Raw genomic sequence first — 12,694 nt, 5'->3', positions numbered from 1 at the left:
CATCATCCTGCTCAGGAAAATCAGGATTGGCAGCGATCAAAGCACGATGGCGCTAAGTGACCGCAACAGCAGGCGCAGTTGTGCGTGCAGCTCACCGCGCTGGTCAGAATCCAACTCGGACAACATAGCACGCTCCAACTGTGCCACTGCGGCATCCCCTTGGCGCAATAAGACACTGCCCTCGACGGTAAGGCGCAAATGGATGATGCGGCCATGATTGGTATCTGGCTGACGGGCGATCAAACCACGCACTTCCATCGCTTTTACCATTTCATTTGCAGATTGTGGCGAAATCATCGAGCGTTCTGCCAATTGCGCGTTGGATAATTGTTGCTGAGTGTCCAGCACTGATAGCGCCGTGTACTGAGCTGCAGTCAACCCCAGCAGGCTGAGACTGTCTCGTAGACGGCGGCTCAATACGTGGTCGAGCCGTCCGATCAGGTAGGCGATGCCACTGGGTTTGTCATGCGCAATGGCGGGCTGGTGTTTTTTCATCGTGATCCATAAGTTTAAAAATCGTTCAAAAAGTACTTGCATTACGTTTCAAACAGGATATATTATAAGTAATATATCAGGCAACCTGATATTAACCTAACATAAAATGAGGCCAAAATGAGTCAATATGAAAACCGTTGGAATACTGTAAAAGTTGAAGTTACCGGCGGCATCGCCTGGGTAACGTTGAACCGGCCAGAAAAGCGCAATGCCATGAGCCCAACGCTGAACCGCGAAATGATAGACGTACTGGAAACCGTGGAGCTGGATGCTGAAGCACAGGTATTGGTGCTGACCGGTGCTGGCGACAGCTGGACGGCAGGTATGGACCTGAAAGAGTACTTCCGCGAAACTGATGGCCAGCCCGAGATCGTGCAGGAACGCATGCGCCGTGATTGCTCGCAATGGCAATGGAAGCTGTTGCGCATGTACAGCAAGCCGACCATTGCCATGGTCAACGGCTGGTGCTTTGGTGGCGCGTTCTCGCCATTGGTGGCCTGCGATCTGGCAATTGCTGCCGACGAAGCGGTGTTCGGCTTGTCCGAAATCAACTGGGGCATTCCACCTGGCAATCTGGTCAGTAAGGCCGTGGCAGACACCATGGGCCACCGCGCTGCACTGCACTACATCATGACGGGTGACACTTTTACTGGTCAGCAGGCTGCTGAAATGGGCCTGGTGAACAAGAGTGTGCCACGCGCCGAACTGCACGCCGCAGTGCTTGAGCTGGCCGACAAGCTGTTGGCCAAGGCACCAGTAGTATTGCGCATCGCGAAGAATGGCTTCAAACGTTGCCGCGAGTTGAATTGGGACCAGAACGAAGACTACCTGTACGCCAAGGTCGACCAATCCAATTACCGCGATCCGGAAAAAGGCCGCGCCCAGGGGCTCAAACAATTCCTGGACGACAAAACGATCAAGCCCGGCCTACAAACTTACAAGCGCGCATAAGACGCGCCCCACCGCCCAATAACACAGGAGATACGTCATGTCTGAAACCCGCATTGAAACTCGTTTATTGATTGGAGGCCTGGATCAGGCCGCGTCCACAGGCGCCACTTACCAGCGCCTCAACCCCGCCACTGGCGACACTGCTTCAGTTGCTGCCGCCGCCACCCTGACTGATGCTAATGCCGCTGTAGCAGCGGCACAGGCGGCCTTTCCCACTTGGTCCGCCACGGCACCGGGCGAACGCCGCCGTCTGCTGCTGAAAGCAGCTGATTGCCTGGAAGCACGCGCGCCCGAATTCATCGCCGCTGGTGTGGCCGAAGCTGGTGGTGTACCGGGGTGGTATGGTTTCAACGTGATGTTAGCAGCAGGTATGCTGCGCGAAGCGGCTTCCATGACTACCCAGATCGCTGGCGAAGTCATCCCATCAGACGTACCTGGCCTGATGGCAATGGGAGTGCGCCAGGCCTGTGGTGTGGTGTTGGGTATTGCGCCCTGGAATGCGCCGGTGATTCTAGGCATGCGCGCCATCGCCACTCCGCTGGCCTGTGGCAACACCGTAGTGCTAAAGTCGTCAGAAATATGCCCTGCCCTGCACCGCCTGATCGGTAAAGTGTTCGAGGATGCCGGTTTTCCGGCTGGGGTGGTCAACGTCATCAGCAATGCGCCGCAGGACGCCGCCAGCATCGTGGGTCATTTGATCGCCAATCCGGCCGTCAAGCGTGTCAACTTCACTGGCTCTACCAAGGTGGGGCGCATCATTGCGAAGCAAGCGGCACAATATCTGAAACCCGTGGTACTGGAACTGGGTGGCAAGAATCCATTGCTGGTGCTGGACGACGCTGACCTGGATGAGGCGGTACAGGCTGCCGCCTTCGGGGCCTTCTTTAACCAGGGGCAGATTTGCATGTCAACTGACCGTATCATCGTCGACAGCAAGGTGGCGGACCAGTTCGTCGAAAAGCTGAAAGTAAAAACTGCCAGTCTGCGCGCTGGCAAACCGGGCCAGCAAGGTGCAGTACTGGGTGGCATGGTCGATGGCGCTGCCGCCAGCCGCGTTGCTGCCATGATCGACGACGCGCGCGCCAAAGGTGCCACACTGGTTTGTGGTAGCACCGAAACCGATGGCAATGTGCTGCAACCGGCCATTATCGACTACATCACATCTGCCATGGCGGTTTATCAGGAGGAATCCTTTGGCCCCATCGTCGCCATTATCCGTGTCGATGGTGACGAGGCAGCGCTGGCTGAAGCCAATGCCGGCGAGTATGGCTTGTCGGCGGCAGTCTTCAGTCGCGACATCTCACGTGCACTGGCGCTGGCGCGCCGCATCGAATCAGGCATTTGCCATATCAATAGCTCCACCGTGGCGGACGAGGCTCAAATGCCGTTTGGCGGTGTCAAAGCCAGTGGCTACGGGCGCTTCGGTGGCAAGGCCGGCGTCGCCGAATTCACCGACCTGCGCTGGATCACCATCCAGAGTGGCCATCGTCACTATCCTGTGTGATGGAGTTGGCACCATGACGCAACTCCCCTCCACTGCCGTCGGCACGCTGGATCTGTCGCGCTACCGTCCGGTGCGCGTCGGCAGCGCGCCGGTGCGGATAGACACCGACGCACAGGGACGCTGGCACCTGGCATCGCTGGAATCACTGGGTGCCTACCCGGATCGCATCACCGATTGCCTGGTACGAGGCGCTGAACAGCACCCTGGGCGTACGCTGGTCGCGCAACGTGGCCCTGATGGCGCATGGCAGCACATCAGCTACCGGGAAATGCTGGAGCAGGCGCGCGCCATCGGCCAGGCACTTCTGGACCGTGGCCTGTCTGCCGAGCGTCCACTGATGATTTTGTCCGGTAACGACCTGCAACATCTGCAGATGGCAATGGGGGCGCTGTATGCTGGCATCCCCTACTGTCCAGTGTCGCCTGCAGCCTCCATCATTACCACTGACTACACCAAGCTGTCACACTTCGTGCGCCACCTGACGCCGGGTATGATCTATGCCACCGACGGTGGCACCTGTGCGGCAGCACTGGCAACTGCGGTGTCAACCGAAGTGGAAATCGTGATCAGCCGTGGTGATGCAGGGCGCACCAGCACACAGTTGGCCGATTTGCTGGCAACGGTACCAGACACGGTAGACGCAGCCAACGCAGCCAGCGGTCCCGACACTATTGCCAAATTTCTGTTCACGTCTGGTTCAACCAAGCTGCCAAAAGCAGTGATCACCACTCAGCGTATGCTATGCGCCAACCAGCAGATGCTGTTGCAAAGCTTGCCTAGTTTCGGTGAAAAGCCACCAGTACTACTGGACTGGTTGCCATGGAGCCACACATTCGGCGGTAGTCATAATGTCGGTGTCGCGCTATACAACGGTGGCAGCTACTACATTGACGATGGCAAGCCAACGGCGCGTGACTTCGCTATCACAGTGCGGAATCTGAAAGAGATCGCGCCGACTGTATTCTTCAACGTACCCAAGGGTTGGGAGCTACTTACTACCGCATTGCAGGACGACCCGGCCCTGTGCCAGAAATTCTTTTCCCAGATGGAACTGTTCTTCTTCGCTGGTGCTGGTTTGTCGCAAGCTGCCTGGGATGCGCTTGAACAGGTCAGCGAAAACCAGTGTGGTCAACGGATCCGCATCATGGCTGGCCTGGGCATGACGGAAACAGCGCCATCCTGCACCTTCACCACCGGTCCGGTAATGATGGCAGGCTATGTCGGCTTGCCAGCACCTGCCTGCGAGGTCAAGCTAGTACAGATAGATGGCAAGTATGAGGCACGTTTCCGGGGCCCACACGTTATGCCGGGTTATTGGCGTGCGCCGGAAGCCACCGCCACTGCCTTTGATGAAGAAGGCTATTACTGCAGCGGCGACGCGGTGCGATTTGTCGATCCGGCACGACCTGAACTGGGATTGATGTTCGATGGCCGTATCGCCGAGGATTTCAAGCTCAGTAGCGGCACCTTCGTCAGTGTGGGTCCATTGCGGGCACGGGTGATCAGTACCTGTGCGCCTTACGTCCAGGATGTAGTGGTGGCTGGTCTCAATCGCGACACCTTAGGCTTGCTAGTATTCCCTCGTCTGGATCAATGCCAGTTATTGTCCGGATTGGGAGCCGATGCCGATGCCGCAGCTATTCTGTCTAGCGCGCCTGTACGCCACCATTTCCAGCAGCTGTTGTCGCAATTAAACAGCAAGGCAACCGGATCGGCGTCACGCATCGAACGCATGCTGTTGCTGGACGAGGCTCCGTCTTTGGTAGCAGGCGAGCAAACCGACAAAGGCTCAATCAATCAGCGAGTGGTATTGACGCGACGCGCAGAGCTGGTCGAAGCGATGTATGGCGACGGAGCGGGAATTGACGGATGTCTGATCGTAGAATCAAGCAAATAAACAGCTTCAATCGAGCCGGGACGTTTAGCTTGAATGGTATTCGATGTACTACTATTTGTCTTGCACTACGGGCAAACACGCAAAGAGATGCGTTCACACATTTTCGAAAAGGCCAATCATTTTCGCTGAAGACGACTGCACCAATGTGACTGCGTGGACATAGATAGGAGATGAAATCATTATTGCCATATCTTCATGGTTTCAGATTTTCTGAGAAAAGCAGTGGCTATATCAGAAAGCACTAATCGCCTGAAACCATTTCTAGAGCGGTTCTAGCTGGATTCAGCATCCGCCGGGTTATGTGTAACCTCGCGAAGCGGTTAACGCTGCCGATGTAGTGCATGGCACTTTGAGTATTTCTCCAGAACACGTACTTCATCATCGACTTGATGTTCCAGCTATCCACGGCCACCCAATTCTCAAAACTTCAACGCAGCGAGTAGTCTTACTTTGACCTGCTATTTTCACATTTACATGGCATACTTGCCGCACCATAAGGGAGGCTATTTTTTCAGGAGGAGTTTCATGATGTGATTGCGGAAGAAACCCGGCGCTTGTGGAAAGTGAGATGAGTATATCAAGTTGCAAGGCTTAAAGTTGACAGCTAGTTTTAAGGTTAACTGCTAACAGACAGGAGCACTCACTTTTATATAGAAGCCAGCGATGTCATCGATTATTCCTTGCGGATCCGCACTCGCCAGATTGATCAACGTGACAAGGGCAAGATCATGATCGGAATATACATAAAACGGCGAGCGGGGCCCGCTCACACCGGCGACCGCAGCATAGTCCCCTGCCGTACCACTGGCCAGCCCAGCGCGCAGGCGATCGGTTTCCATTATTGAATGGTGCCTGGCGTGCGAAGTTACTTCAAACCGCAGCAGAAATCAGCTTGCCCTGTTTCAGAGCGATGAACCAGTTGGCTAACCCCTCAGCACTGCTATTCATGTCGGCACCAAGGAAAAACCTCGACGAAATGCTTCAAGCGTTTGCCCGAGTCTTCATACCTGTACGATACTGTCTTGTGCGGAATGACATCACGCGAGTCACAAAACCAACGTTACGCATACTGGTCACGGCAAACTGACACTTCTGGAAAAAAATCCTACAAATGGCAGGCCGCTCAGGCGATCGCTCATCTTGCCCAATAAATATAATTGGTCTGGTTGTGGCGACAATGCCCTCCCATCTTGAATTCCATAGGCCAGGGTTGAATCGCAGCCCACGCAGCATCTACCTCTTACGGCGTAGCTACCGAGGGTAGCTTGCGCTGATGTCAGGATACCCGACGTATGAGTGAGCAACTGTTTCACAATCACCACCTGCCATGTGACCGGCAAGCCTTCAAGATAACGTGATACCGGTGCCACAAATCCAGTCTGCCCTCTCCCACCAACTGCATTCGAAATCTCTGCCGGGCCATATGACTTCAACAGAACAATCTTACCACCCTTGACTACCTCCAATTGTATGCCCGGAATGCGCCGCTCTTGAATTTCATTTGTTACATAGCCGTTGATTTTCTGCTTGATCTCAATGTCAGAGGGCAGGGATTTTGCCGGGATGTCGCTGGCATTTGCGGTATGCATAGCGGCGATGACTCCTATAAAACCACAACATTAATTACCTCCAGCAAAGCTGAGGGTTTATTGCTGGATGCCGCTAAGGCGCTGGGTAACCCGTGATTCGCATGCAGGCAGCTATAGTCCCAATTTTATTTGATCGTAACGATCATCTTCTTGCCCTTGATTTCGGATGTAAGCCCGAACCATTTCTTCATCCAATCCAACAGCAGATACAAAGTAACCTAGTTCCCTAAATACCTTGCCAGTAAAATTTCGTTGTCGGCCTCCAAAATGTCGTGCTATCGACATCACACTCTCACTGTTAATATAGCCAATCACATTTGATATCTCATATTTGGGGGACACACTCAAACGGATGTGAACTAGATCCATCATCAAATGCTTTTCTACAACGTTGCATTCTCTCTGCCGTGCAAGCTCATGAAAGATCTATCCAAGCTGCTTACGTAGCGCTCCGTAAATTAATATCTTGCAGCGCTTAGGTATAAAAACTACGTGGTAGTTACAATCTCACCTCGTATGACTAAAACTTTGATAATTTTTTATTCTGCAATTCGTTCTTTTGATAGAGATAGAAGTTTCAAAGCGACCGGCGTATTAGTCAAGCATTGGCGAGTCCACCGGCAAAGCCAGGGGGTACCTTATTAAATTACACGAAGCGAGGCAATCAATTCTGTCATTTAAATCTGCGTTCAAAAGGAAATTCAACTAGACCAGTGTTGGATCGGCTCTGCTATCAAAGAGTCTCATTTTTCTTCAACAAATTCCGGCATAGCTGAAGAATGATGATTAATGATTCTCCAATCGCCTTTGATTTTTTCATATACATAGGTATATCGTGCTCGCACTTTTGCAGGCTTGCCATTCTTCACGATATCGAAGGTATAGGCACCGCTGTCGAGAGCCGTGTTTTCACCGAAAAGACGGATTTGGCGGTAATTGATAGTACCCTTAGGTTTAAGCAACAGGAAGTGCTCAAAGTATTCTTCAATTTCTTCCGGTGTCGCACGGATTTTATTCGACACGGTAGGCTGCAGGATGCCGTTAGGCGCATACAGTTTCACGACTTCTGCAGGTTTGCCAGTTGCAAGTGCGGCATTCCAGCGGTCAAACAAGCCGGCAATTTCTTTTTCTGCAGCGCTGGCAGGTGCGGCAGCTACCTGATCGTATTTCTTGGGAGGTGCTTCTGCAAAAGCAGTACCACTGGCGAGCAAGGCCACTACAAAGAACAGATTTTTCATTTCATATTTCCCATGGTTAGAATAGATGTTCGCCTCTTTCTGCGAGGTTGGACTTATCATGAACCAGGGCTCAAGTCTTGCCATCAGCCAGGTGGCCTAGCATTCCATATGCCAGATGGCATATACTAGCCAAATGAATACCCTGCCCTCAGACACCACTCATTCTTTACGCGAACAATATCGCGACAACCAGGCCAATCTTGCCCGTTTGCGTCTGTTGCACGATGTTGGCCGGGTGTTGGCCGAAGGGGAAGAATCTGCCATCGCGGCAGTGCTGGCCTATGCTATGGAGTTTTCGGCTTTTGAAGCTTGTGCAGTGCTGGTGGAAGACACCGGTGCCTTGCGCGTGCATGCGTCGAAAGGGCCGGTCTTGCCGCATGGCACGCGGTTTCCAGTGCAGGGTATCTTGTCAGCCATGCTGGAGCAGGATGCAAAAGTAATGGTCAGGCAAAAAAGTGTCAGTCGCTTGTTGTTGCCAGCGGGCGGTGTGGCAGGGCTGGAATTGTTGCTTCCATTAATGAAGCAAGGCCGTCCTCAAGGAATATTGGTGCTGGTTAACCGCAAGCAGTTGGCGGAACCTTCACTTGCCGACATGCTCACATTAAGTACCCTGGCCAACATCCTCGCGCTGGCATTGCGTGAATCGGCCACAAACACCAGCCCGCAAATGAATGAGCGCATCAAACAGATATCAGCCCTGCTCACAGCCCGCGAACGGGAAGTCCTGTCATGGCTGCCGCATGGCCTGACCAACGCTGATATAGGCGACAGGTTAGGCATCGCCAGGGGTACGGTAAAAATTCATGTGGAGCGCATCATACATAAACTGGGACTGCAGGACAGGACACAGGTGGCCGCCCTGGCAGTTGAACTGGGCCTGGGTACATCTGGCACATCTCCTACCAGGACATCATGACAAAATTCTTCAAGCTGGCAATGCGCTGGTGGTCAGACCGTCCCTTGAGGATCAAGGGGCTGATCGTAATCGCCGTGCCTATCATGGTCTTGCTTGGCACCCTGATATCCGGTTACCTGATGGGTGTACAGGCCAAACGTGCACAAGAAAACGTGCAACGCACGATACAGATACAGCGCGATATCCAGGAAGTGCATACCCTGCTGGCGGAAGCAGCGACCGGTGTACGCGGCTATTTGCTGACCGGATACAAGAATTTTTTGACGCCCTACCAGATCAGCGAAACTGAATTACCAAAGACCTTGCAACGCCTCAAAGGGCAAATCCGCGACAGGCAGCAAACCGAGCTTTTGAATGAACTGTCGGCTCTGGCCGTCAAAAAAAGCGATGGCCTGGTTGAACTGATCAATATCGGGCCTGGATCATCACCTGAAAAATTGACGCAGGCCCTGGTTCGGAACAAGAAAGTGCTAGACGATTTACGTGCCCATATCGACACCATGCTGGTACGGGAAGAAAAGCTCAGGCAAGAAAGCGTCAACCAGGCCAATCGGGTATACGATCTCACCATGATCGTTACCGCCGCAGCAGCCATTGCAGGGGTGCTCGGCGCATTATTGACGAGCCTGTTATTTTCTGCCGGTATTGTGCGGCGGGTACACCAATTGACGGGCAATGCAGGCCGCCTGGAACACGGCCAGGCACTGACTCCACTGGAAGCAGCGAATGACGAGTTGGGGCAACTCTCTGACCGTATGGTGCGTACCAGCCATTTGCTGGCTGCCCGTACAGAAGAAGTGCAAAAAGAGCGACAAGAAGCCGAGCGCGCCAACCAGTCCAAGACTGAATTCCTGTCCCGCACCAGCCACGAATTACGCACACCGCTGAATGCCATACTCGGTTTTGCGCAATTGCTGCAACTCGATATCCATGCCAAAGACGCCCGGCAAAGCCTGGACCATATACTGAAAGGCGGCCATCATCTGCTGGCCCTGATTGATGAAGTACTGGATATCGCCCGCATAGAAACTGGCCATCTGCAATTATCACTCCAGCCAATTGAAGCTGGCGGGATCTTGCGCGAAGCATTGTCGCTGATTGCACCGCTGGCACATACCAGGAATATCACCCTGGCAGGGCCGGAGAAAACCAGTGATATCTACCTGCAGGCCGACCGCAAACGCCTGCTGCAAGTGATACTCAATCTCTTGTCCAACGCCGTCAAATACAATAAGGAAAACGGCACAGTCACAGTAAGCGTGCATGCCACAGCAATGCAAGTGCAGTTGCTAGTGGTGGATAGTGGCATAGGCATCGCCACAGATATGCAAAAGCGCTTGTTCACTCCCTTTGACCGATTAGGTGCAGAACACAAGCCAGTAGAAGGCAATGGCCTGGGCCTGGTAGTATCCATGCAATTGGCGCGAGCCATGGGTGGGGAGATTGGTATGTCCAGCGTAGAGGGACAAGGCAGTCAGTTCTGGATCAACTTGCCCGTCGCACAAGCAACGCAATCGCAAGAAGGACATAGGCCAGCGACCAGCGAACTGGCAATTTTGCATCGCCCTTGCAGCATACTGTATATCGAAGATAATTCATCGAACCTGGTATTGATAGAAATACTGCTTGCACGCAGCAAGCATGTAGAGCTTTTCAGCGCAAAAAAAGGGGCTGAGGGTTTGCACATGGCGCAACAACAGCGGCCAGACCTGATACTACTGGACCTGCAATTGCCTGATATGTCCGGGGAAGAAGTCTTGCAAGAGCTACGTGCATCAGCCAGCCTGAAAGACATACCCGTGGTTATACTGAGTGCGGATGCACTGGCGACTACCATCCATAGACTGAAGGCTGGTGGTGCCAATGACTACCTGACCAAGCCACTGGATGTCACATTATTCTTTTCCACTTTGAATCGTCTTTTGCCATGAATGCCACAGACATACTTGCCATGCGAATTCTGATTGTCGATGACGAAATAGACAATGTGCAGTTACTCGAAAAAATATTGACGCGTGAAGGCTTCAACAACATCGTCAGCACCACTGACCCGACCCGTACACTCGATCTGGTTATTGCATTCGACCCTGACCTTGTCTTACTGGATTTAATGATGCCAGAGTTTGATGGTTATGCCGTGCTGGAACAACTGGCCAGATGCACGCCGAAAAATGATTTCCGTCCCGTCATGGTACTCACTGCTGACGCCATGTCTGAAGCAAAACACCGGGCGCTGGCACTGGGAGCAAAAGATTTTCTGACCAAGCCTTTCGACTTTGTCGAATCGATATTGAGAATCTCCAACTTGCTGGAAACCCGCTTGCTGTACAAGCGCCTGCATGCACTGATCCCCAACGAGACGCCTGTACCACCCTGGCATCTGAAGCTAAATTAGCTATCTTTCTCTCTGCTAAAAATGACGTGTCACAGATCAACTAAATCCACGTCAAGTTCAACAAATAACACAAATCAATCCTTGTTTTAATTTGTGAATTCGAGATTTCCCCTTGGGGAAACCCGATTGCGACCGCTATTTTTTGCTACGTATAAAGCTTTGTCTGCGGCGTTCACCAGATCCAGTGGTTGATCCTGAGAGCGTACAGGTATGATAGCTTCCACACCAGCACTCACGGTGACGACACCCTCAGGACTACCCTTATGAGCAATATTGAGTTGATAAATTGCCAAGCGAATTTTTTCAGCAACAATCATCGCTCCACCGACATCCGTACCAGGGAGCAAAACCGATAGCTCCTCTCCCCCATAGCGAGCAGCCAAATCACCCGATCTGTTCTGACTAGCACTCACGATCCGGCTAATTTTCCTAAGACAATCATCACCTACCGTATGTCCATAAATATCGTTGTACTGCTTAAAACAATCTACATCAATCATAATTAATGCCAGTGAACTGGCATTGCGCATTGCCCGGCTAAATTCCTCATCTAGTGCCATATCAAAATGGCGACGATTTGCGAGTTCTGTAAGCCCATCCTGCAACGATAATCTCTCCAATGTCTGGTTAAGTGTCACTAACGCATCTCGCGCTTTAATAACCTCCGCTTCCGCATCAAAACGCCTCTGAATTTGACTGACGAGAGGAAATCCGAGCGATCCCAATATGACAATCAAGATTAGAACACCCGCTGAATGAAGATAAGTATCAGCTAACCAATCCGAAAGTATTTCCTCCTCTGATAAGGCCACGGAAGTAAATAGCGGATATTTATCCATACGACGAAAACTGTTTTGTCTCTTTACCCCATCTTGGGCAGACTTGACTGTAAATGTCCCAAACGGTCTTTTAGATGCATTATCACGATAGACTGGCGTGTTAAGCATACTCTTGCCAATAGAGTCCGCCAATAATGGCCGACGAGTTAACATCACCCCTCGATTCAATACCAGAACGATCGCACCAGCTTTGCCAATATTAAAACTGTCATAAAATTTATTAAAATAATCAATATTAATTGTTGCCAATACGACTCCAGCAAAGCTGCCATCCGCATGGTTAACTCTGCGAGATACCGTAATAATCCATACTCCCGTAGAGCGACTTCGGATAGGAGGACCAATATATGCGCTATCGTCTTGGTGGGTACGGTGATAAATGAAGTAATCCCGATCAGAATTATTGGCATTTGCCGGTATTGAAGGTTGTGAATTAACCAGCCAGCGTCCTTGTTCGTCATAAACAAATAAGCCGTTAAGTTGCGGCAATTCCGTTACTCGCCGAACTAACAGCGTATGCAGTCGATCCAGCGCAGCGCTATTAACACCATCGGTTTGTATTCTTTCCACAAGTCCAATCAATGCCGTATCCGCCGCTTTAATCGTATCATCGGCATGTTGAGCGATCGCACGAGCCATATTAGAGGTGGAAATTTCCATTTCCATTAATTGCTTTTCTCTTGCCGCCCAACTGCGCCATCCATCAATTACAACAAGTGATATACAGACCAAGACGACAAATCCAAACGCTAACCATGTTATTGGGATACGTTTTATTTTAAGACTGCCTGAGTAAGTCAACTGACTCATAAGTTAAATGAAATTAGGTGATATGTACTGAAAAAAAACAGTGAATTCTAAAAAGAACCG

The 12,694-nt window shown here is 51.7% G+C and carries 10 protein-coding genes and 1 pseudogene; 6 read left to right on the top strand and 5 right to left on the bottom strand.

The annotated features are described in order from the left end of the window. Positions 1 to 36: 36 nt before the first annotated feature. Complete coding sequence (locus ACO0K4_RS12745) at positions 37 to 495, bottom strand: MarR family winged helix-turn-helix transcriptional regulator (RefSeq protein ID WP_422957013.1); 459 nt, start codon at positions 493 to 495, stop codon at positions 37 to 39. A 117-nt stretch (positions 496 to 612) separates the two neighbouring features. Here ACO0K4_RS12745 and ACO0K4_RS12740 point away from each other — a divergent pair, with 117 nt between their 5' ends. From ACO0K4_RS12740 to ACO0K4_RS12730, 3 genes are read left to right on the top strand one after another with little or no spacing between them, the layout of a single operon-like run. Beyond that, the gene (locus ACO0K4_RS12740; protein ID WP_422957012.1) at positions 613 to 1,446 is read left to right on the top strand and encodes a p-hydroxycinnamoyl CoA hydratase/lyase; all 834 of its coding nucleotides are present in this window, start codon (positions 613 to 615) and stop codon (positions 1,444 to 1,446) included. Between the two features lie 37 nt (positions 1,447 to 1,483). Then, positions 1,484 to 2,950: an aldehyde dehydrogenase gene (locus tag ACO0K4_RS12735; RefSeq protein WP_422957011.1), complete on the top strand. Its 1,467-nt coding sequence runs from the start codon at positions 1,484 to 1,486 to the stop codon at positions 2,948 to 2,950. A gap of 13 nt (positions 2,951 to 2,963) precedes the next feature. Then, the gene (locus ACO0K4_RS12730; protein ID WP_422957010.1) at positions 2,964 to 4,847 is read left to right on the top strand and encodes a feruloyl-CoA synthase; all 1,884 of its coding nucleotides are present in this window, start codon (positions 2,964 to 2,966) and stop codon (positions 4,845 to 4,847) included. Between the two features lie 1,073 nt (positions 4,848 to 5,920). Here ACO0K4_RS12730 and ACO0K4_RS12725 read toward each other — a convergent pair. From ACO0K4_RS12725 to ACO0K4_RS12715, 3 genes and pseudogenes are all read right to left on the bottom strand, one after another. Then, positions 5,921 to 6,436, bottom strand: coding sequence for a hypothetical protein (locus tag ACO0K4_RS12725; protein WP_422957009.1), 516 nt, complete (start codon positions 6,434 to 6,436; stop codon positions 5,921 to 5,923). A gap of 111 nt (positions 6,437 to 6,547) precedes the next feature. Beyond that, a pseudogene (gene tnpA, locus ACO0K4_RS12720) lies at positions 6,548 to 6,919 on the bottom strand (IS200/IS605 family transposase). A gap of 260 nt (positions 6,920 to 7,179) precedes the next feature. Further along, positions 7,180 to 7,674: an SgcJ/EcaC family oxidoreductase gene (locus ACO0K4_RS12715; RefSeq protein WP_422957008.1), complete on the bottom strand. Its 495-nt coding sequence runs from the start codon at positions 7,672 to 7,674 to the stop codon at positions 7,180 to 7,182. Between the two features lie 133 nt (positions 7,675 to 7,807). On the opposite strand from ACO0K4_RS12715, the gene ACO0K4_RS12710 reads away from it, so the two are divergent. The 3 genes from ACO0K4_RS12710 to ACO0K4_RS12700 are packed head-to-tail and all read left to right on the top strand — an operon-like array spanning position 7,808 to position 10,985. Then, positions 7,808 to 8,590: a LuxR C-terminal-related transcriptional regulator gene (locus ACO0K4_RS12710; protein ID WP_422957007.1), complete on the top strand. Its 783-nt coding sequence runs from the start codon at positions 7,808 to 7,810 to the stop codon at positions 8,588 to 8,590. Then, on the top strand, positions 8,587 to 10,521 hold the full coding sequence (locus ACO0K4_RS12705; RefSeq protein WP_422957006.1) for an ATP-binding protein: 1,935 nt from the start codon (positions 8,587 to 8,589) through the stop codon (positions 10,519 to 10,521). Before ACO0K4_RS12710 ends, ACO0K4_RS12705 begins: the two co-directional genes overlap by 4 nt. Next, positions 10,518 to 10,985 (top strand): response regulator, encoded by a 468-nt coding sequence (locus ACO0K4_RS12700; RefSeq protein ID WP_422957005.1) that lies wholly within the window; start codon positions 10,518 to 10,520, stop codon positions 10,983 to 10,985. The genes ACO0K4_RS12705 and ACO0K4_RS12700 overlap by 4 nt, the downstream gene beginning before the upstream one ends. An 86-nt stretch (positions 10,986 to 11,071) precedes the next feature. Here ACO0K4_RS12700 and ACO0K4_RS12695 read toward each other — a convergent pair whose 3' ends face one another. Then, positions 11,072 to 12,634, bottom strand: coding sequence for a sensor domain-containing diguanylate cyclase (locus tag ACO0K4_RS12695; protein ID WP_422957004.1), 1,563 nt, complete (start codon positions 12,632 to 12,634; stop codon positions 11,072 to 11,074). Positions 12,635 to 12,694 lie beyond the last annotated feature (60 nt).

It is taken from the genome of Undibacterium sp. RuTC16W, from assembly GCF_049339445.1.
GTDB lineage: Bacteria > Pseudomonadota > Gammaproteobacteria > Burkholderiales > Burkholderiaceae_D > Undibacterium.
This window is presented reverse-complemented; position numbering and strand designations above follow the sequence as displayed.